The 20,499-nt window shown below is 62.9% G+C and carries 18 protein-coding genes and 1 tRNA gene; 10 read left to right on the top strand and 9 right to left on the bottom strand.

Translation table 11 applies throughout. The annotated features are described in order from the left end of the window. Window positions 1-78: 78 nt before the first annotated feature. The 4 genes from A6D6_RS03675 to A6D6_RS03660 form a co-directional block, all read right to left on the bottom strand. A tRNA-Phe gene (locus A6D6_RS03675) sits at window positions 79-154 on the bottom strand. Window positions 155-205: 51 nt separating this feature from the next. Next, complete coding sequence (locus A6D6_RS03670) at window positions 206-490, bottom strand: oxidative damage protection protein (protein ID WP_133491725.1); 285 nt, start codon at window positions 488-490, stop codon at window positions 206-208. 31 nt (window positions 491-521) lie between these two features. Continuing rightward, window positions 522-1,592: an A/G-specific adenine glycosylase gene (gene mutY / locus A6D6_RS03665; RefSeq protein WP_159660019.1), complete on the bottom strand. Its 1,071-nt coding sequence runs from the start codon at window positions 1,590-1,592 to the stop codon at window positions 522-524. Continuing rightward, window positions 1,589-3,829, bottom strand: coding sequence for an AsmA family protein (locus tag A6D6_RS03660; RefSeq protein ID WP_159659965.1), 2,241 nt, complete (start codon window positions 3,827-3,829; stop codon window positions 1,589-1,591). The genes mutY and A6D6_RS03660 overlap by 4 nt, the downstream gene beginning before the upstream one ends. Window positions 3,830-4,138: 309 nt before the next feature. On the opposite strand from A6D6_RS03660, the gene A6D6_RS03655 reads away from it, so the two are divergent. After that, window positions 4,139-6,049 (top strand): sensor histidine kinase, encoded by a 1,911-nt coding sequence (locus A6D6_RS03655; protein WP_159659964.1) that lies wholly within the window; start codon window positions 4,139-4,141, stop codon window positions 6,047-6,049. Between the two features lie 15 nt (window positions 6,050-6,064). Here A6D6_RS03655 and asd read toward each other — a convergent pair whose 3' ends face one another. The 3 genes from asd to rsgA all read right to left on the bottom strand — a co-directional run bounded on the left by asd (window position 6,065) and on the right by rsgA (window position 8,920). Next, on the bottom strand, window positions 6,065-6,925 hold the full coding sequence (gene asd / locus A6D6_RS03650; protein WP_159659963.1) for an archaetidylserine decarboxylase: 861 nt from the start codon (window positions 6,923-6,925) through the stop codon (window positions 6,065-6,067). Between the two features lie 25 nt (window positions 6,926-6,950). Further along, window positions 6,951-7,769: a sulfurtransferase gene (locus tag A6D6_RS03645; RefSeq protein ID WP_133491729.1), complete on the bottom strand. Its 819-nt coding sequence runs from the start codon at window positions 7,767-7,769 to the stop codon at window positions 6,951-6,953. 125 nt (window positions 7,770-7,894) lie between these two features. After that, window positions 7,895-8,920 carry a small ribosomal subunit biogenesis GTPase RsgA gene (gene rsgA / locus A6D6_RS03640; RefSeq protein ID WP_159659962.1) on the bottom strand — a complete coding sequence of 342 codons (1,026 nt, stop codon included), beginning with the start codon at window positions 8,918-8,920 and terminating at the stop codon, window positions 7,895-7,897. 301 nt (window positions 8,921-9,221) lie between these two features. On the opposite strand from rsgA, the gene orn reads away from it, so the two are divergent. Together orn and A6D6_RS03630 are read left to right on the top strand one after the other, a co-directional pair. Then, window positions 9,222-9,764, top strand: a complete 543-nt coding sequence (gene orn / locus A6D6_RS03635; RefSeq protein WP_159659961.1) for an oligoribonuclease — start codon at window positions 9,222-9,224, stop codon at window positions 9,762-9,764. A 60-nt stretch (window positions 9,765-9,824) separates the two neighbouring features. After that, window positions 9,825-10,475: a cytochrome b/b6 domain-containing protein gene (locus A6D6_RS03630; RefSeq protein WP_159659960.1), complete on the top strand. Its 651-nt coding sequence runs from the start codon at window positions 9,825-9,827 to the stop codon at window positions 10,473-10,475. Window positions 10,476-10,522: 47 nt separating this feature from the next. Here the strand turns inward: A6D6_RS03630 and A6D6_RS03625 are convergent, their stop codons facing one another. Both A6D6_RS03625 and queG read right to left on the bottom strand, forming a co-directional pair. Then, the gene (locus A6D6_RS03625; RefSeq protein ID WP_133491733.1) at window positions 10,523-10,963 is read right to left on the bottom strand and encodes a c-type cytochrome; all 441 of its coding nucleotides are present in this window, start codon (window positions 10,961-10,963) and stop codon (window positions 10,523-10,525) included. 113 nt (window positions 10,964-11,076) lie between these two features. Then, window positions 11,077-12,165, bottom strand: coding sequence for a tRNA epoxyqueuosine(34) reductase QueG (gene queG, locus A6D6_RS03620; protein ID WP_159659959.1), 1,089 nt, complete (start codon window positions 12,163-12,165; stop codon window positions 11,077-11,079). 64 nt (window positions 12,166-12,229) lie between these two features. Between queG and A6D6_RS03615 the strand changes: the two genes are divergently transcribed. The 7 genes from A6D6_RS03615 (at window position 12,230) to hflX (ending at window position 20,493) form a co-directional block, all read left to right on the top strand. After that, window positions 12,230-13,720 (top strand): NAD(P)H-hydrate dehydratase, encoded by a 1,491-nt coding sequence (locus A6D6_RS03615; protein WP_133491735.1) that lies wholly within the window; start codon window positions 12,230-12,232, stop codon window positions 13,718-13,720. Further along, entirely contained in the window at window positions 13,710-14,141 is a 432-nt protein-coding gene (gene tsaE, locus A6D6_RS03610; RefSeq protein WP_133491736.1) for a tRNA (adenosine(37)-N6)-threonylcarbamoyltransferase complex ATPase subunit type 1 TsaE, read from the top strand. The genes A6D6_RS03615 and tsaE overlap by 11 nt, the downstream gene beginning before the upstream one ends. Before the next feature lie 43 nt (window positions 14,142-14,184). Next, complete coding sequence (locus tag A6D6_RS03605; protein WP_159659958.1) at window positions 14,185-15,501, top strand: N-acetylmuramoyl-L-alanine amidase; 1,317 nt, start codon at window positions 14,185-14,187, stop codon at window positions 15,499-15,501. 48 nt (window positions 15,502-15,549) lie between these two features. Next, complete coding sequence (mutL, locus tag A6D6_RS03600) at window positions 15,550-17,397, top strand: DNA mismatch repair endonuclease MutL (RefSeq protein ID WP_159659957.1); 1,848 nt, start codon at window positions 15,550-15,552, stop codon at window positions 17,395-17,397. A 104-nt stretch (window positions 17,398-17,501) separates the two neighbouring features. Next, the gene (gene miaA / locus A6D6_RS03595) at window positions 17,502-18,473 is read left to right on the top strand and encodes a tRNA (adenosine(37)-N6)-dimethylallyltransferase MiaA (RefSeq protein ID WP_159660018.1); all 972 of its coding nucleotides are present in this window, start codon (window positions 17,502-17,504) and stop codon (window positions 18,471-18,473) included. A 199-nt stretch (window positions 18,474-18,672) separates the two neighbouring features. Then, a complete protein-coding gene (hfq, locus tag A6D6_RS03590) occupies window positions 18,673-18,969 on the top strand; it encodes an RNA chaperone Hfq (protein WP_133491738.1) in 297 nt (98 codons plus the stop codon). 156 nt (window positions 18,970-19,125) lie between these two features. Beyond that, complete coding sequence (gene hflX, locus A6D6_RS03585; RefSeq protein ID WP_133491739.1) at window positions 19,126-20,493, top strand: ribosome rescue GTPase HflX; 1,368 nt, start codon at window positions 19,126-19,128, stop codon at window positions 20,491-20,493. Window positions 20,494-20,499: the final 6 nt, after the last annotated feature.

Below are 20,499 nucleotides of genomic sequence, written 5' to 3'. Positions count from 1 at the left end.
TCTCCTGGAGCGAAACTTCCCGCTAAACCGCGATGAACCAAAAAAAAGCCCCGCTCTTGCGAGCGAGGCTTTTTTGTATGGTGCCCGGAGGCGGAATCGAACCACCGACACGGGGATTTTCAATCCCCTGCTCTACCGACTGAGCTATCCGGGCGTCAGGGCGCGTATTAAAGCGACTCCGTTGGGCGTCGTCAAGTGCGGTTATTTATTGGTCATTTTCTTCCGAAGGCGGGGTGTAGCCTTCCGCTTGTTCCACGTTTTCGTTGTTGAAAAAACGATCACGTTGTTCGTCGAGGAAGGCGCGCGCCTTGGGGTCCATCACGTTGAGATGTTTCTCGTTGATCAGCAAGGTCTGATGTTGCAGCCATTCCTGCCAGGCCTTGCGTGACACATGGTCGTAAATGTCCTGGCCCTTGGCGCCAGGAAAGGGAGGCCGGTCCAGGCCTTCCAGACGTTCCTGATATTTACGACAGAATACGGTGCGGGTCATGGCATCCTCAAGATGGTTCAGGGTTTTCAGGTTACAGCATGCTCTGTTGGCGCGGTTGACGCAGCCCACTGAGCAATTTTTTTACCGGGGCGGCCAGGCCCAACTCGCCGGGAGCATCGGGATCCACCCAGCGCCCATGCTCTTCCTCCAGTCGGGCACCGGTGCCCGCCACCTGAATCAGCGCCGGCTCCACGTCCAGGTGAAAATGGCTGAAGGTGTGCCGGAACGGCGTCAGGGTTTCCCGATGGCGTTCGGTCAGGCCCCGTTGTGTCAGCACGTTCTCCGGTGATTCCTCCGGGTCCTGCTGGGGGAAACACCAAAGGCCGCCCCAAATGCCGCTGGGTGGGCGCGGCTCCAGCCAGACGCTGCCATCGTCACTTTGCAGGATCAGCATACGGGCCTGGCGAACCGGCTTGGTCTTGGCCGGCTTGCGTCCGGGAAACTGCTCGGGGTTGCCGTCGGTGTGGGCCTGGCAGCGCCGGTGCAGCGGACATTCGCCGCAGGCCGGACGTCGCCGCGTGCACAGCGTGGCGCCCAGATCCATCATCGCCTGGGTATAGTCCGCCAGGCGCTGATGCGGCGTATAGTGCTCGGCCAGTTCCCAGAGCCGGTTCTCCACCGCTTTCTGGCCGGGCCAGCCGGCCACCGCGTGCAGACGGGTCAGTACCCGTTTCACGTTGCCATCCAGGATCGGCGCGCGCACGCCACGGCTTTGCGCCAGGATGGCGCCGGCGGTGGAGCGGCCGATACCGGGCAGGGTGGCCACGTCCTCCACGGTTTGCGGGAACTCGCCACCATGGTCATCGACCAGTTGCCGGGCCGCTTTGTGCAGATTGCGGGCACGGGCGTAGTAGCCCAGCCCGGTCCACAGATGCAGCACCTGATCCACCTCGGCGGTGGCCAGGCTATGCACATCCGGGAAAACCTCCATGAAACGCTGGAAGTAGTCGATGACGGTGATCACCTGGGTCTGCTGCAGCATGATTTCCGACACCCACACCCGGTAAGGGGTGCGGGGATGCTGCCAGGGCAGATCCTTGCGGCCGTGCTGGTCGTACCAGGCCAGCACGGCGTCACTGAAGGCGGTGGTCGCGGTACTCAGTTGAACAGCCCCTTGAGTTTGTCGCCCAGTTTTTCGTTGAGTTTGTCGCGCTGCTTCTCGATTTCCTCCCGGGCTTTTTGCCCGGCGGCGTTTTTCAGCACTTCCTCGGTGGTATCGCCTTCGGCATCGATGCCGAGTTTGTCCTTCAATTTGCCCTTGGCGGCATTGGTGGCGGCTTGCTGGGCGATCTTGCGGAAGCCGTCTCTGTCCGGGCCGCACCATTTGGCCGGGCTGCTTTCCAGGCTGCCCTGGCAGCGCAGGGGCCAGGTGGCGTCGCCCAGATACTTGCCGCCGTCCAGTTCAGGGGACTTCATGCCAATGCGCATGTCGAACTGCTGGGTCAGGATGTTGAACCAGCCATTACCGGAGAGGGTGCCTTTCTCCAGCGTGGCGTCCAGGCTTTCCAGATAGGCGACCTGTTTGTCCAGCCGCGTTTTACTGGTCAGGTCGATGATCTTGGTGTCCTCGGAAAGCACCGGGGGCAGCTTGCCGGATTCCTGGTTGGGAATCAGCGCGGTCAGTCCCTTGAGCCCGCCAAGGGTATCGTTGATGCCGCCCACCAGGGTGTTGTACAGATTCAGGCCGCGCACGGTACCGTCGGCCAGGCCCAGACTGACGTTGCCCTTGGCGGATTCCACCAGCGCCTTCTGGCTGTTGCCGCTGGCGTTGAAACTGCCGTCCATGCTGAACAGCCCGGTGGCCAGGTCGTCCTTCATGGCCATCTTGGCGATGGGCTGGATCTGCATGCGATTCACCTTGGTGCGCGCGCTGATCCGAGGGGTTTTGCCGGCCACGTTGAGGGTGCCGCTGGCGTTGAAATCCCCGTTCAGGGTCTTGCCGCTGGCCTGGGTCAGTTTCAGTACACCATTGGCGGCGGACACCGCGAAACTCAGGTCGCTGGCCTCGATTTGTTCGAAGGTCAGATGGCCGATGCGGAATTTGCCGTCCAGCAGTAACGGGCGCAGGGTCTCCACCGGAATCAGTTCCGCTTCGGTGAGGTTGGAGGCGCCGCCGCTCTTGCCGGCGTCACCTCCGGCGACGGGTTTGTCCTCGGCGGGGCTTTCCGGCGGCAGATACGGGTCCAACACGATCTTGTCCATGGTCAGATCGAAGGCGATCTTGCCGGTTTCCAGGTTCCGCAGTCCGGCGCTGCCGTTAATCGTGCTGTCATCGAGAGTAACGGTGAGAGGGTTGGCGACGACGCTGTTGGCCGGGCCCGACAGGGTGGCGCTCATCGCCACTTTGTTGAGGGCGCTGTCGCCGCGGGTCTCGATGGCCGGCTCGCCCAGCGCCTTCAATACCGTGTTGAGGTTGAAGGGCTCGGTGTCGAGTTGGCCGGCCACCACCATGTCGCCGGTGAGTCCGGTAATTCGCGCTTCGCCGGTGGTGCGCGTGCCGGCGGCCTGCAGCACCAGGTTGGTGAGACTGGCGCTGTCCTCCTCCAGGTTCACGTCCAACGCTTGTTCCAGGTGCACATCCACGGGCTGGGTGGTGGCGCCGGCGATATTGGCGTCCAGCACCATGGGGGCCAGCACGAAGTGGTTGGCATCCAGGTCGGCGGCCAGCGTGGTTTTCAGGTTCAGATCCACGCGCAGGTCGCTCTGGTCCTGATAGCGAAGCGACATTTCCAGCGGAAATGGCTCGTCCAGGCTGACATCGCGGGCGTTGAAATTGAAATGCTCGACGCGAATATCGGTGCCATCGGTGGCGTTGCGATAGCTGATGCGGCCGTTGGTGATGTCCACGGAAGGAATCGTCAGAGGAATATCGAGGGTACTGCTCTCCTCGCCGCCGTTGGCGGTTTCCTGTTCCTCGCCGGCCTGATCCTGGCTGGCCTCGCCCCGGGGACCGATCCTTTCCCAGTTGCCGCCTTGCTGATCCTCGCGCAGATTCACTTCCAGGCCGTCGATCAGTACGCCGTCCATCTCCACCTTGCCGAGCAGCAGGGGCCACACGGCGACGCTGACACTGGCATTGTCGAGAGCCGCGAACAGTTCTTCCTCATCGGCGATGCGGGCCTCGGTGCGGCCCAGGCTGACGCCCAGGGAGGGCCAGAACTGCCAGGAGAGATCGCCGGGAATGGCGAGGTCCAGGTTGGCGTTCTGGCGCGCCTGCTCCTCGATCTGCGGCTTGAAATCGTTGGGGTCGATCACCTGGGTGACGACGAAAATCGCCGCGGCCAGGAGTACCACGACGGCCAGGATTACGATGACAATGATCTTGATTGCACGTCCCATGACGGTGCTCTCCTTGCGCCCGGGCCCTCGGGCCCCGATGATAACGAGTTGGTGTAATCGTAACGAAGCCCAGGCCCGTTCGACACCATGATAACGATGATAACCTTTTGAGCCCGGGCCGTGGCGTTTGTGCCGCCGCGGTGGAGCGATTTTTGCCTGATGGCCGCCGTGGGCCATTGAGAAAATCGCCTTCGGCACTTTTGAGGTATTGGACAAGACGGCGGTGACGCGCTGCCGGTATTCTACCTCCAATACGGGCAAGGCGGTGGCGTAATGGCCAGGCTCTTATGACCATTTGGGGAACGACGATTGGTAAAGTTCCGTAACTTCCTGCTGTTCCTGGGGCTGGCTCTGTGCGCCGCGCGGCTTTGGGCCGCGCCGGTGGTGGTGCCGGATGGCCACCGGAATGAGGTGGCGGTGGCCAAATCCATGGATGTACTGGTGGATCCCGAGGGGCAGTGGGATTTGTCTCAAGTGCGTGAGGATTTTTCCAGCCGCTTTACCGTCAATACGGCGGAGGAGCCCAACTTCGGTTTTACCAGCAGCGTGATCTGGCTGCGGTTCACGCTCGACACCAGCAAGGTGACGGACCAGAGCTGGTATTTGGTGGAGCGCTACCCGATTCTCGATCACATCACTCTGTACGCACCGCGCCCGGATGGTGGCTACGATGAAGTGGCCATGGGGGACACGTTGCCGTTCCACATGCGGATGATGAATCACCGGGCCTTTATCTTTCCACTGGACACCGACCAGACCGGGCCGCGCACCTTTTATGTGAAAGTCAGCGGCAAGGGAGCGATCAATCTGTCGCCGGTGCTCTACAACAGCACCGGGCTGGTGGAATACACCTATCGGGATACCCTGCTCTACGGAGTGTTCTATGGGTGTTTGCTGATCATGGTGATCTACAACGCGCTATTGGCATTGTCGCTGCGGGAGCCGGTGTATCTGTATTTCGTGGCTTTCCTGGTGGGGATGGTGATCTTCATCCTCAATATCAATGGCTTCGGTTTGCAGTTTGTCTGGCCGATGTGGCCCAAGCTCAATGAATATTACTGGCTTGGCATTTACATCAGTTGTCCGGCGCTGGCCATGTACTCCCGGGCCTTCCTGGAATTGCGCGTGCGCTTTCCGCGCTACGACCGTGTGTTGCGGCACTATCTGATCGGCGCGCTGGTGCTGCTGGTGGTGCAACTGATGATCGCGCCACCCTGGTCCTATTATTTGTCCACCGCTCTGGTGGGGGTCACCGTGGTGTTGTTCAGCTGGCTTGGCTGGATGGTTCTATCCCAGGGATACCGGGCGGCGCGCTTGTTCGTGCTGGCCTGGTGGGTGTTCATGCTGCTGGTGTTTATTTTCATCCTCGGTATCGTCGGCTGGCTGCCCTATACCTCCTTCATCACCATCCTGCCGCATCTGGCCACGTTGTGGGTGGTGGTAATGCTGTCGCTGGCGCTGGGGGACCGCATTCGCTTCCTGGAACGTGAACGCAACAGTCTGTTCGAGGAATCCCGCCGCAACCTGGAACGCCATGTGGCGGAAATGGAACGTGTGAACCGGGACAAATCCACCTTCCTGCAGTACGTCAGCCACGAATTGAACACCCCCATCAACTGGCTGGGCGCGGCGGATACTCTGAGCGAAGAGGATGACCGCCGTGATACCTGGAATCTGGTGCGCAAGGGGCAGCAGCGTTTGATGGGACTGGTGAGCACGTCGTTGCGCTATTTCGACCTGTCGGACCGGGAGAGCCCCACGCTGATCACCGTGTGCGACCCTTACTGGTTAGTGGAAGCGCTCACCACCAGCCGTGTCGAGTGTCTCGAGCAGCGCGGACTGACGGTGCGGAACCGGGTGTCGGAGAGGCTGCGAGTGCGTGCCAACGAGAGCGAGCTGCAAGAGGTGCTGGCGATGGCGCTGGACAACGCCATCCGTTTCAGTCCCGCCGGAGAGGACATCGATATCAGTAGTCAGCGCCTGGATGGCGTGGGCGAAATCCGCATGCGTGATAACGGAAGCGGTGTCGGCACGGATCAGTTGGAGAGTCTGTTCGAACCCTTCTTCATCATGGGTTCACGCCATCACGAGGACGGGTTTGGCCTGTCTCTGGCGATGGCGCGGGTGATGATCGAACAGAGCGGCGGACGGATCTGGGCGGAAAGCGCCGGCGAAGGGCAGGGCTTCACCCTGGTGATCCGCCTGCCGCTGGCGGAATAACCGGGCCGTGGGGCGCTAGCGCAGCGTCCCCATCATCTGTCCCATGCGCACCGGGCTTTCGGCGCTCAGGGCGGCATCGAATTCCGCGTGGCCACGGGCGAACAGCACAATGGCGGTGGAGCCCAGCAGGAAACGACCCAGTTCCTCGCCGCGTTGCAGCGTGATCGGCTGACGATTCCGGTAGTCGCCGTGCGTCACCCGGCGGGGCAGGGGCGTGACCTGGCCGGAGAACACCGTCTCGATGCCGGCGACGATCATGGCACCCACCAGAATCACCGCCATCGGGCCTTGCCCGGTATCGAAAACGCACACCAGCCGTTCGTTGCGGGCGAACAGGCCGGGCACCCGTTCGGTGGTGGCCTGATTCACCGAGAACAGTCGACCCGGCACATAGCGGGTTTCCCGCAGGGTGCCGGTGGCGGGCATATGCACCCGGTGATAATCCTTTGGCGATAAATAAACGGTGGCGAACTGGCCGCCGAGGAATTCCGTGGCCAGGTCATGGTCGCCCCCCAGTAGCTGGAACAGGCTGTAGTTGTGTCCCTTGGCCTGGAAGATACGGTCGCCTTCGATGGCGCCAAGTTGGCTGATGGTGCCGTCCGCCGGGCAGGCGATGGCATCGGCCTGTTCCGGCAATGGTCTGGCGCCGTCGCGCAGGGCTCGGGTAAAGAACGCGTTGAAATGGGGATAGCGCCCGGCTTCGGTGATCTCCGCCTCGGACAGATCGACCTGAAAACGGCGGATGAACAAACCAATGAAAGTGTCCTTCACCCAGGGTGTTTCACTGCGGGCCAGAATGCCCACCAATCGTGACAAGGCGTGGTGGGGCAGCAGATATTGCAGAGCGACGAACAGACGTTGCCATAAGTCCTTCAAGAGCACCTCGGAATGCGGTCGGTTGTTATTCGGACTTTTCGAACGGGGTGTCGGGGTGATTGCCCCATTCCGCCCAGGAACCGGCGTAGCCGGCGATATGAGGGAACCCCAGCAGCTTGCCCACCAGCCAGGTAAAGCTGGAGCGGTGGTGGGTCTGGCAGTGGGTGATCACCCGGCGGTCGGCGGTGATACCCTGGGCGGCCAGTTCCCGGCGCAGGGTATCCAGGTCGCGCACCCGCAGGTGATCGTTCTTGTCCATGGCGTCGGTCCACTCATAGTGCACCGCGCCAGGAATGTGGCCGCCTTTCTGGGCAAAGGCGCGGATGCCCGCGTACTCCTCCTCGGAGCGGGCGTCCCAGATCACCACGTCGGGGTTCTGGTATTCGGCCAGCACCGTCTCCAGGTCCACGTTGACGCCGGCCTTGTGCAGGCTGACCTCATAATCGCTGGGTGTGGGGGTATGGGGTTCGCTGCTGGTGGGCAGGTCCGCCGCCAGCCAGGCGTGGATCCCGCCGTTGAGGTAGGAGTAGTGGGCGTGGCCAAGGTAGTCCAGGGTCCACAGCAATCGCCCGGCCCAGCCGCCGCCTTCGTCATCGTAGGCCACCACCTGGGTGTCCGGGGTCAGCCCCAGTTCGGAGAACAGGTCGGACAAGGCATCGTCGTCGGGCAGTAGCCCCGGGGCCGGCTGGGTGCCCTTCTGCAGGCGTTTGAAGTCCAGGTGCACGGCACCGGGCACATGGGCCTGGGCGTAAACCTGCTCTTTACTCAGATCAACGATCAACAGCCCGGCATCATCAAGGTGATTGGCCAGTTCGGCGGGTTCCAGCAACAGGGGCAGGGGCATAAGTCAATCAAACAGTCGTGGGTCGGGAATTTGGAGGAGTGAATAAATTTTCACCGCCTCATACAGGGTTTCATTGTCCAATATCCGCCGGCCTTTATCCAGGAGGGGGAATCTCGAGGCATCGCTCAGTAGCGCGCGCGGGCCTCGTCGTCCAGGGTGTCGGCGATCTGGAAGTAGTTGTGCAGGCGTTCGTGTATGAACGCATCGTTCTGGGCGGCCGCGAGCAGTGCGCAGCCGGGTTCATGCCGGTGAGTGCAGTTACGGAAGCGACAATGGCCAGCCTGCTCGGACAGTTCCCGATAGCCGTGCAACAGCTCCTGCTCATCGATGTGCCAGAGGCCGAATTCGCGAATTCCCGGAGAATCGATCAGGTGGCCGCCTTTGGGGAAATGGAACAAACGGGCGGTGGTGGTGGTGTGCTGGCCCAGCCCCGACATCTCCGATATCTCGCCCACCGCCAGATCCGCCTCCGGCAGGATGGCATTCACCAGGGAGGATTTGCCGACCCCGGACTGGCCGACGAAGACGCTGGTGGCATCCGCCAGGGCGGCGCGCAGGGGGGCCAGCTGCTGGCCGTCGCCATGGGCGGACAAGGTGATCACCTGGTAGCCGAGGTGGCGGTAGAGCGCGCAGATGTGCTTGGCCTGATCGCGGTTGTCGTCCAGCAGATCGGTCTTGTTCAGCACCAGCACCGGTTCGATACCGGACAGCTCCGCCGCCACCAGATAGCGGTCGAGCAGGGCGCTGGAAGGCGCCGGGCGCGGGGCGAACACCACCAGAAGGCGGTCCACGTTGGCGGCCACGGGCTTCAGGTTGCCGTAGTTGTCCGGGCGTTTCAGTACCGTATGGCGCGGCTCCACGGCGGTGACCACGCCGGTGCCCTCGCTGCGTGGCGGGTGCCAGAGCACCCGGTCACCGACCACCAGTTGTTCCAGATTGGCGCGGAAATGACAGCGGGCCGGGGTGCCGTCCTGGGCTTCCACCAATACCTGGCCACCGAAGTGGGCGATCACGGTACCCCACTGTTCCTCACCGAGGTTGGTGGCCACCGGCTGCTCTTTTTCCGCTTTGCGCTGCATGCGATCGCGGCGCTCGGCCTGGATCTTTTCAATGCGCCAGCGCTGTCGCCGGTTGAGATTGCGTTTCGCCATGCGTTCGCGAGGAGGTCGGTTGAGGTGGCGCCATTATGGCACGGTTGAGAGGCGAGTGCGCTTGCACGCATGCACGCAACACGCTTGCACGCCAGGATAGAACCTGGGAGCAGAAGCGTCGTGGTGCTCTCTGTGGCAGCAGTAGGGCTTTAAGCGTTTGTCCGTGGACCTCGCTGCTTTTGATTTTCCGCGTGTTGCGTGCAAGCGTGTTGCGTGTGAGCGCTCCAGGCTTTCGGCGTCAAGCGTCAGGGTCATTCTGGTACCATGGCGTTTAAATTTATCTCCATACAGGACCCGTGAGATGCCTTCGAAAGACAACCTGATCTGGATCGACCTGGAAATGACCGGTCTGAGCCCCGAGCAGGATCGCATCATTGAGATTGCCACTATCGTTACCGACGCCAATCTGAACGTGCTGGCGGAGGGGCCGGTGCTGGCGGTGCATCAGAGCGACGAACGTTTGGCGGCCATGGACGAATGGAATACCCGCCACCATGGTAACTCCGGGTTGACCGAGCGGGTGCGCGCCAGCCGCGTGGACGAGGCGGAGGCGGAGCGGCAGACGCTGTTGTTCCTGGAGCAATACGTGGATGAAAAGATGTCACCGATGTGTGGCAACAGCATCTGCCAGGACCGCCGTTTCCTGGCACGTTACATGCCCGCCCTGGAAGCGTTTTTCCACTACCGTAATCTGGATGTCTCAACCTTGAAGGAACTGGCCACGCGCTGGAAACCGGGGATACTGTCCGGTTTCAAGAAAGAGAACAAACATCTGGCGCTGGATGACATCCGTGAATCGATCGCCGAGCTGGCCTACTACCGGGAACATTTCATCCGCGAATAGCGTCCCTTGTTAAGCCGGGTGTTGGCCGGCCACGGAGTGCGCTGATCGAAAGGAGAAAATATGGACACCATTCGGGTCTGGGACCTGCCCACCCGCCTGTTTCATTGGTTGCTGGTGGCGGGTATCGGTTTCCTCTGGTATTCCGGGGGCAAGGGTGAGCAGTTGATGGTCTGGCACATGCGCGCCGGCTATCTGGTGCTGGGCCTGGTGATTTTCCGGATTATCTGGGGGCTGTGGGGTTCCCGCCATAGTCGTTTCACGGCGTTTCTGGCCGGGCCCAGACGTACCCTGGAATATAGCAAGGCCTTGGTTCGTGGGCGGGCCCCGGTGTTTACCGGCCACAATCCGCTGGGCGGCTGGATGGTCATGCTGATGTTGCTGTCTTTGCTGGTGCAGACCGTTACCGGCCTGTTCGCCACCGACGATATTTCACTGGAGGGGCCTTTGAGCAACCAGGTTGGCGGCGCCACGGCCCGCGCGCTCACCGATGTGCACTTTCTGAATTTCGATCTGCTGTTGATTCTGATCGTGGCGCATGTGGCGGCGGTGCTGCTGCATCGGCTATTGGGGGAGCCGTTGCTGGTGGCCATGCTGACCGGGCGTAAGCGGGTGCCTGATAAGGCCGGCCCGGACCAGGCTTTCGTGCCTTGGTGGCGGGCATTACTGGTGGCCTTGCCGGTGGCCGGGGCGATTTACTGGTTGGTGAGCTGACCGGGCCGCCAGTGGCGGCCCGGTGGCGCAAAGGTCACACACAGACTCTAACGTTCGCGATATTCGGTGTGGCAGGCGCGGCAGGTTTCTCCGACCTTGCCCACTTGCGCGAACAGGGCCTGCTGATCGGCGCTTCCGGCCATCTCCGCCAGTTCGGCGGCGGCATTCTGGAAGTCCCGGGCTTTGCCATCAAAGTCGGCGCGGTTCTCCCAGATCGCCGGTTTGGCGTGGCTGCCATCGGCGGAGCCGGCGTCCGCGAAGCCTTCCCAGGGCAGACCTGACAGTTGCGCCACGATGTCGGCTTTTTCCTCGAACACCGCTTGATCGAAGGGCTGCTCGCCCTTGGCCATGGCCCCCAGAGTGCCGAAGTGCCAGGCCGTGGCCTTGAATACGGATTCACGATATTCCGCCGCCTCGTTTGGGCCCTTGCCGCAGGCACTGAGTAGGCCGGCGGCCAACACCGGGATCAACAGACTGACTTTCCTCATTGGACTCTCCCTGACAGAACGTCACTTGATTGTCGGATAAAACGTAGGGTCTTTACACAGGAAAAAGGTTCCCCGATCCAGAGACTGTTCGGCCCCGGGAGCCTCTGAAAACGTCATGCGGGACTTGATCCGGCATCCCCTTCGGCGACGTTGTGCCCCATCAACAGGCGATTCAGGGCCCAGTTCACATGCTCACGTACCAGCTCGCTGGGATCCGCCTGCCGCGAGCGCAAGGCCGCGATGGGCGCCGTGCTGGCCGGGCCATTACCCAGCGCCACCGCCAGATTGCGCAGCCAGCGCTGATAGCCGGCGCGGCGGATTGGCGAGCCTTCGGTGCAACGCAGAAACGTGGCTTCGTCCCATAGAAAAAGAGTAACCAGATCGCTGTTTTCCAACTGATGTCGAGGGTGGAAGTCGCTCTCGTCGGTGAACCGCGCGAACCGGTTCCAGGGGCACATGAGCTGGCAGTCATCGCAGCCGAAGATGCGGTTGCCAATGCCGGGGCGCAGGGACTCCGGGATGGCGCCCGGGTGCTCAATGGTCAGGTAGGAGATACAGCGCCGGGCGTCCAGTTGATAGGGGGCAACGATGGCGTCAGTGGGGCAGACCGTCATGCAGGCGGAGCATTTGCCGCAGCGGTCTTCCACCGGCTGGTCCACCGGCAGAGGCAGGTCGGTATAGATCTCGCCAAGAAAAAACCAACTGCCGGCTTCCTGATTGAGCAGCAGCGTGTGTTTGCCTTGCCAGCCCAGTCCGGCTTTGGCGGCCAGCGGCTTTTCCATTACCGGTGCGCTGTCAACGAACGCCCGGGCCAGCTCGCTGTCGCTGACTTGCTCGCGGATCCAGCGCGCCAGTGTCGCCAGCCGCTTGCGCACCAGTTTGTGGTAGTCCCGGCCCAGGGCGTAGCGGGAGACATAGGCTTTCTCGCCCTGCCTGAGCAGTTTTACCGGCTGGGTGTCCGGTGGCAGATAATTCATGCGCAGGGAAATCACCCGCAGGGTATCGGGTTCCAGCTCCCGCGGCCTTGAGCGTTTGTGCCCATGGGCTTCCATCCACTTCATTTCGCCGTGGTATCCGGCGTCCAGCCAGCGCCGCAGTCTCGCCTCGGCGTCACCGAGGTCAATGTCGGCCACGCCCAGTTGCTGGAAGCCCAACAGCCTGGCCTGTTCGGCCAGTTGTGTTTTGAAATGAGTGAAATCCATGGAGTGATCGAGAACTGTACGTGGTCAACGTATAATAGAGGCTGTTCGCCACAGGATAGCAGCGATGACCCTGGCACCGTTACCCAATCGACTCTACAGCGCCGCCCAAACCCGGGAGTTGGACCGTCTCGCCATCGCCGGCGGTGTCAGCGGTGCCAGCCTGATGGCCCGGGCGGGTCAGGCTGCCTTTGATCTGATGTTGCAGCGCTGGCCGGAGGTGCGTGAACCGGCGATCCTGTGCGGCGCCGGTAATAATGGCGGTGACGGCTACGTGGTGGCGCGTCTGGCCCAGGAGGCCGGGTTGCGCCCCGTGGTCTATCAATGGCGTCCGCTGGACCAGCTTGGCGGCGATGCCCTGGTGATGGCGGAGGCGGCGCGCGACGCCGGGGTGCCGATGCTGCCGCTGAATCTGGACAACCTGCCGGGGTCCGCGCCGCTGTTGGTGGACGGCCTGCTGGGAACCGGTATCAGCGGGACGTTGCGCGAAGACATGCGGGCCTTGCTGCAGGCCATTGATGCCCTGGGCAAACCGGTGTTGGCTCTGGATGTTCCCTCCGGTTTGTCGGCGGACTCCGGGGCCAGCGCCGGTGCCGTGTTGAGCGCGGATTGCACCATTACCTTCATCGGCGTGAACCGCGGGCTGCTCACCGGGGTGGGGCCATGCCACAGTGGTGATCTGCTGTTCTCCAGTCTCAACGTGGGCGAGGCCGTGTATCAGGCGATACCGGATCCGGTATGGCGGCCGACGCCATTGGATCTGCGGCGCTGGCTGCCGCCTCGGCGCCGTGACGGGCACAAGGGGCATTACGGTCACGTGCTGGTGGTCGGCGGCGACCATGGTTTCGCCGGCGCGCCCTCCATGAGTGCCCAGGCCGCCGCCCGCTGCGGCGCCGGTCTGGTCAGTCTCGCCACCCGCGCCGAGAATCTGACGGCGGTGCTGGCCCGGCAGCCGGAGATCATGGCGCGGGCGGTGGATGACGTCGCGGATCTGGAGCCCTTGCTGGAACGTGCCACGGTCGTGGCGGTGGGGCCGGGGCTGGGCACCGCCGAGTGGGGGCAAACATTGCTGAAGCGTGTGTTGATGACGGACCTGCCGCTGGTGCTGGATGCCGATGCCCTGAACTTGCTGGCCGAGTGGGGGGTGGACGCCAGCGATCATTGGGTGTTGACGCCCCATCCCGGCGAGGCCGGGCGGCTGTTGGGCAGCGACAGCGCCGCCGTGCAACAGGATCGCTTCGCCACCGTGGAAGCGCTGGCCAGCCGTTACGGCGGCACCGCCCTGCTCAAGGGGCTCGGTACCCTGGTGCGCGGTAAAGACGGTTGTGCCCTGGTCAGCGATGGCAATCCCGGCATGGGCAGCGGCGGTATGGGCGATGTGCTTACCGGTGTCATCGCCGCGCTGCTGGCCCAGGGCCTTCCGCCGTACCAGGCCGCGGCTCTTGGGGCCATGGCGCATGCCCGGGCCGCCGACCGGGCCGCCGCCGAGCACGGCGAGCGCGGGCTGTTGGCCACTGATCTTTTGCTGCCGTTACGATGGGAATTGAATGGAAAATAAACCAAGCGGGTCCCGCTATCTGGCGGACGAGACGGCCACTCTGGCGTTGGGCGCGGAATTGGCCGCCGTGCTCAAAACCGGCCAGTGCGTTTACCTGCTGGGGGACCTGGGGGCGGGCAAAACAACCCTGATGCGCGGGCTGCTGCGAGGGCTGGGCCACCAAGGGGCGGTGAAGAGCCCCACTTATACACTGGTGGAACCCTATGAGCTCGATGGCGTCCATATCTATCATTTTGACTTGTACCGGCTGGCGGACCCCGAGGAGCTGGAATTGATCGGCATTCGGGATTATTTCGACGGCCATGGGCTGTGTGTGTTGGAATGGCCGCAAAAAGGCGAGGGTGTGATTCCGGCGCCGGATCTCACCGTGACACTGACCGTGCAGCCGCCGGGGCGTAATGCGAATTTGGAGTGGGCATAGCCGAACTATGGGTGTAAATCAGCGAAAGTCCGCCTGGGGAACGATGGCATGGCGTCTGCTCATCGGTACGCTGGGCGGCCTTCTGACGATGGCGGCGCAGGCGGCGGTGAAAGTGGACTCCGTGCGCATGCACCGGGCCCCGGATCATACCCGGGTGGTGTTCGATCTGCCCGATCCGGTGGAACACAAGGTGGACATTCTCACCGGCCCGGATCGGGTGGTGGTGGATCTGATGGACACCGACTTTGACTTCGACGTCAAAACGCTGGATGCGGGTAACGGGCCGGTGGCCGATATCCGGGTGGGACAGCATGCGGACAAAACCCGTATCGTGTTCGATCTCAAGGCGGCGGTGCGCCCACGCACCAATCTGCTCAAGCCGGTGGCGCCGCACGGCTGGCGCCTGGTGGTGGATCTCTTCGACAAGGATCCGCCGCCGGCGAAGACCATTCCCAAACCCAAGGCCTCGGCGGAAAAACCCCGTGAAATGATCATCGCCGTGGATGCCGGCCACGGCGGCGAGGACCCCGGCGCCAGGGGGCCGCGCGGCACCAAGGAAAAAGTGGTGGTGCTGCAGATCGCCAAGAAGGTGTACAACATGATCAACAACGAGCCGGGCATGCGCGCGGTGCTGGTTCGTGATGGCGACTACTATGTGCCGCTGGCCGAGCGCCGGCGTATCGCCCGTGAGGACAACCACGCCGACGTGTTCATCTCGATCCACGCCGATGCCTTTACCGATGCCCGTGCCCGGGGTGCCAGTGTGTTCGCGCTCTCGAACAGCGGCGCCACCAGTGCCCGCGCCCGCTATCTGGCCAAGATCGCCAACGAATCCGACCGCGTCGCCGGGGTCTACGAAGAAGAGAAGGACGACTCCAATCTGCTCAGCGTGCTGGCGGACATGCGTATGTCTGGCTCCATGGCCCACAGCCTCTATCTGGGGCGGCAGATCCTGCAGGAGTTTGACGGCGTCACCAAATTGCACGGTAACCGGACCACGGTGGAGCAGGCCGGTTTCGCCGTGCTCAAGGAACCGGAAATGGTCTCGGTGCTGGTGGAGACCGGGTTTATCTCCAATCGGGAAGAAGAAGGGCTGCTGCGCTCCAGTACCCACCAGGCCCGTATCGCCCGGGCGGTGACCAATGGCGTGAAACGCTATTTCCAGACCCACCCGGCGCCGAACAGCTATTTCGCCGCCCAGCGCCGGCAGCAGGGGGACCAATACCGCATCCAGCCTGGTGATACGCTGTCCGCCATCGCCCGTGCCCATCAGGTGTCCGAGGACGCCCTGCGCGCCGCCAACAATATCAACGGTGACCGCATTGTGGTGGGGCAATTGTTGACCATTCCGGGCTCCTGACCCCGGAAAGCGGAAATAACGCAGGGGCCGCGACCCCGGGAGACCATTTTGTCCAAGATTCAATTGCTGGATTCCCGCCTTGCCAACCAGATCGCCGCTGGCGAGGTGGTGGAGCGGCCGGCATCGGTACTCAAGGAACTGCTGGAAAACGCCCTCGATGCCGGCGCCCGGCAGATCAGCGTGGATGTGGAGCAGGGCGGTACCAAGCTGATCCGGGTTCGTGACGATGGCGGTGGCATCGAGCGGGACGAACTGCCTCTGGCGTTGTCCCGGCATGCCACCAGCAAAATCCATGTGGCCGAGGACCTGGAAGCCATCGGCACCCTGGGATTCCGCGGCGAGGCGCTGGCGGCGATCAGCTCGGTGTCGCGGCTGAGGCTGACCAGCAACACCGGTGAGCAGGCGGAAGGCTGGGAAGTGGTGGTGGAAGGTCGCGACATGGCCCCTTCGGTGACGCCGGCGGGGCATCCGCGCGGTACCACCGTGACCATGCGCGACCTGTTCTTCAATACGCCGGCCCGGCGCCGTTTCCTGCGTACCGAGAAAACCGAATTCAACCATCTGGAAGAGGTGTTCCGGCGCATTGCCCTGAGCGAATTTCAGACCGGATTCCGGCTCAGCCACAACCAGAAAGTAGTGCATCAACTGCCCAGTGGCGACAACGAGGCGCTACGGGCCGCCCGGGTGGCGCGATTGTGCGGCAGTGCCTTCATGGAACAATCGATGCCGGTGGAGGTGTCCCACGCTGGCCTGCGCCTGCATGGCTGGCTCGGGCTGCCGACCTTCTCCCGCTCCCAGGCGGATCTGCAGTACTTTTACGTCAATGGCCGGGTGATCCGCGACAAGGTGGTTAGCCACGCGGTGCGGCAGGCCTATTCCGACGTGCTCTACCATGGCCGGCATCCGGCGTTCGTGCTGTTCCTGGAATTGGACCCGGCACTGGTGGATGTGAACGTGCACCCCACCAAGCACGAAGTGCGTTTCCGCGAGCAGCGCATGGTCCATGACTTCCTCTATCGGACCCTGCACCGGGCGATCGCCGAGGTACGCCCGGCGGACCGCATGGAGGTGCCGGCATCGGCGCGGACGATGCCATCCTGGTCGGCGCCGACCCAGGGCGCGATGCCGTTGACTCAGACCCGCGACAGCGGGGCGGGCGTCAGTGGGCATGGCTACCAGGGTGGGGGCGCGGCGCCGGCTTATCGCCCGTCGCCATCCATCGCCGACGGCGACCGTCAGGCCAGCGCTTATGGTTCGCTGGTGACGCCGCGACCGGGGGCCGCGCCGATGCCGGTGCCGGAACCGGGCCAGACGCCGCCGCTGGGCTACGCGGTGGCGCAGATCCACGGTATTTTCATCATCGCCGAGAACGAGCACGGCATGGTGCTGGTGGATATGCACGCGGCCCATGAGCGCATCACCTACGAGCGGCTCAAGCGCGACTGGGCCGAGGAGAAAGTGCGTGGGCAGCCCCTGCTGGTGCCGGTGTCGATGGCGGTGTCCTCGCGGGAGGCGGATTTCGCCGAGCAGCAGCCGGAAGTGTTCCAGCGCCTCGGTTTCGCTGTCGAACGGGCGGGGCCGGAAACCCTGATGGTGCGGGAAGTGCCGGTATTGCTGCGCAACGCCGATAGCGAGACGCTGGTCCGCGACGTGCTCTCCGATCTGCTCGCCCACGGCAGCAGTGAGCGTATCGAGCAGCATCTGGATGCGCTGCTGTCCTCCATGGCTTGCCACGGCAGCGTACGCGCCAATCGCAAGCTGACCATCCCGGAGATGAATGCCCTGCTGCGCGACATGGAAGCCACCGAGCGTTCAGGGCAATGCAACCACGGTCGCCCGACCTGGACCCAGATGAGCGTCAAGGACCTGGATCGTCTGTTCATGCGGGGGCAGTAATGGACGCCGGACGCCAAACGCCGGACGCCGGACGCGAAAAAAAAGAGAGCAGGCCTTTGAGCGTCCGGCGTCTGGCGTCTGGCGTCTGGCCCGTTGTCTTCCTGATGGGGCCAACCGGGGCCGGTAAAACCGCTCTCGCCATGGACGCCGTAAGCCGGCTGCCGATGGAAATCATCAATGTGGACTCTGCTTTGGTGTATCGGGGGTTGGAAATCGGTGCCGCATGCCCCACTAAGGAGGAACTGGCGAAGGCGCCCCATCGATTATTGGGGTTCCGGGATCCGTCGCGACCGTATTCGGCGGCGGATTTTCGTGCCGACGCGCTGGCTGAGATCGAGGATATTCAGCGGCGCGGTAAAGTGCCGCTGCTGGTAGGCGGCACCATGTTGTATTTCAAGGCGTTGGCGGACGGATTGGCGCCGATGCCGCCGGCGGACCCGGCAGTGCGGGCGGAAATCGCCGCCCTGGCCGAACAGGCGGGCTGGCCCGCGGTGCACGCGGAATTGGCGCGCGTCGATCCGGTCACCGCCGGGCGTCTCAAACCCGGCGACCGGCAACGGCTGCAGCGCGCGTTGGAAGTGTACCGGCTCACCGGTGAGCCGCTGTCGGCATTCCACGCCCGGCACGAGACTCGCGCGGAAGCGCTGGAGCAGGGTTTTTATCGTTTCAGCGGCCTGGCTTCGCCGGTGCTGAGTCTGGCGGTGGCGCCGCCGCGACAGGAGTTGCACCGGCGTATCGAGCAACGGTTCCACGCCATGTTGCGGGAAGGGTTGCTGGAGGAGGTGGAAAGACTGTTTGCCCGCGGTGACTTGCACGAGAACCTGCCGGCGATCAAAGCCGTGGGCTACCGACAGGTATGGGCTTATCTGGATGGCCAATGGGATTACCCGACCATGGTCGAAAAAGGTATCATTGCCACACGCCAGCTGGCGAAACGGCAGCTCACCTGGCTGCGAAAATGGCCCGGATTACAGTGGTACGACAGTACCGAGGAGAACCAGCGCATAGCGTGCGCGGCGCGGCTTGCGCAGGTTTGTAAATCCGTGTTTAGTAGCGGTGAGAATGATCTGGGGTGAAACTTTTTCAAGGTCATGTTGCCGGATGAGTCAATGAACGGATTCAGGGCCCGGAGTCAGGGATGGCCGGTCTCGAAGTGGGTCTTGGATGACCGGGTTATAACATTGAATTGAACGTCCGCGGGACGCGGATTCAATGCGCTGATTGCCCGAAACGTTGGGCGCTACTTTTTATATTTGGATGCTGAGGAGAACTGCCATGTCAAAAGGGCATTCGCTACAAGACCCTTTTCTCAATGCGCTGAGAAAGGAACGTATTCCGGTTTCAATCTTTCTGGTTAACGGAATCAAACTGCAGGGGCAAATCGAGTCTTTCGATCAGTACGTGGTACTGCTGAAAAACGCGGTAAGCCAAATGGTGTATAAACACGCCATTTCCACCGTGGTGCCGGCCCGCAACCCGCGTGCCTCCGGCGGTGGCAATCCGGCCATGCACGGTACCTCCGGTACCGGCGGCGGCCAGGCAGGGGCAGGTGACGAATACGGCAATCAATAACCGCGTCGCCAGTTCCGGCTTATGCAAAGCCACGCCCTTGCGGCGTGGCTTTGTTTTGTCGAACACCCCGCAGGACGCTGCTGTAGTGAGGCCGGAAATGACATTCGGACCGTCGTATTTGTGGCGTTCCCGGAGACTGTGGGTACACTGAGGTCCATGGATTTATTCGAACGTACTGAACAGGTACGCACCGGGGCTGGCGAACGGGCCATTCTGGTGCACATGGACCTGCCCGACGCTTTCGGGCGGGAGGATCTGGAGGAATTCCACCACCTGGTGGTGTCCAGTGGCGTGGTACCCGTGGCGGAGCTGCTGGGCAAGCGTGACCGTCCTGATCCGGCGCTGTTCATCGGCAGTGGCAAGAGCGAGGAACTGGCCCAACTGGTACGCCAGGAAGAGGCCGACGTGGTGTTGTTCAACCACGCCCTCAGCCCGGCTCAGGAACGCAATCTGGAACGGGCGGCGAAATGCCGGGTCCTGGACCGTACCGGCCTGATTCTGGACATCTTCGCCCAGCGTGCCCGTACCCATGAGGGGCGCTTGCAGGTGGAACTGGCCCAATTGCGGCACCTGGCCTCAAGGCTGGTGCGCGGCTGGACCCACCTGGAGCGGCAAAAAGGCGGTATTGGCCTGCGCGGCCCCGGTGAAACGCAGCTGGAAACGGACCGTCGTCTGATCCGTGACCGTATCCGTGCCATTGAGGCCCGCCTGGAAAAAGTGCGCAAACAGAGGGAGCAGGGACGTCGTGCCCGTGACCGTTCAGAAACGCCGCTGATTTCCCTGGTAGGCTATACCAACGCTGGCAAGTCCACCCTGTTCAATGCTCTGACCACCGGAGAGGTTTACGTGGCGGACCAGTTATTCGCCACCCTGGACCCGACTCTGCGAAAGGTGAGGGTGCCCGGCGTGGGGCCGGCGATTCTGGCGGATACCGTGGGTTTCATCCGCCATTTGCCGCACCGCCTGGTGGAGGCCTTCCGGGCCACCCTGGAGGAAACCGTCAATGCTTCTTTGCTGCTCCATATCACGGATTGCAGCGCCGAAGAACGCGACGATAACGTGGCATCGGTGAACGAGGTGTTGGAGGAGATCGGCGCCGATCAGGTGCCGGTGTTGCATGTTTACAACAAGGTGGACCGTCTCGGCGACGCTCCCCGGCTGGACCGGGATGAGCAGGGGCGGCCGTGGAGGGTATGGCTGTCGGCCCGGGAGCAGCAAGGGTTTGAATTGCTGCACCAGGCGATCGCCGAACGTCTGGCCGAACATTGGGTTGACCGGTGGCTGCGTCTGCCGCCGGAGGCCGGACGCTTGAGAGCACGTTTGCATGAGGCGGGCGAGGTGCTGGCGGAGGAGGCCGGCACCGACGGCGCCATGTTGCTGAGGGTGCATCTGAACCGGGTGCACTTTGAACGCCTGCTCCGAGAAGCGGGTCTCAGCGAAAAGGATGTATCGGTGCCCGCGCCTCAGGTTGCAGAGGGCTCGGCCCATTCCTACAATCCAGAACGCTCGCACAAAGCGGGATAACGGAGA

The sequence above is a fragment of the Alcanivorax xiamenensis genome, from assembly GCF_009846745.1.
GTDB lineage: Bacteria > Pseudomonadota > Gammaproteobacteria > Pseudomonadales > Alcanivoracaceae > Alloalcanivorax > Alloalcanivorax xiamenensis.
The sequence above is the reverse complement of the archived record's forward strand: the minus strand, read 5'-3'. Positions and strand labels throughout refer to the sequence as shown.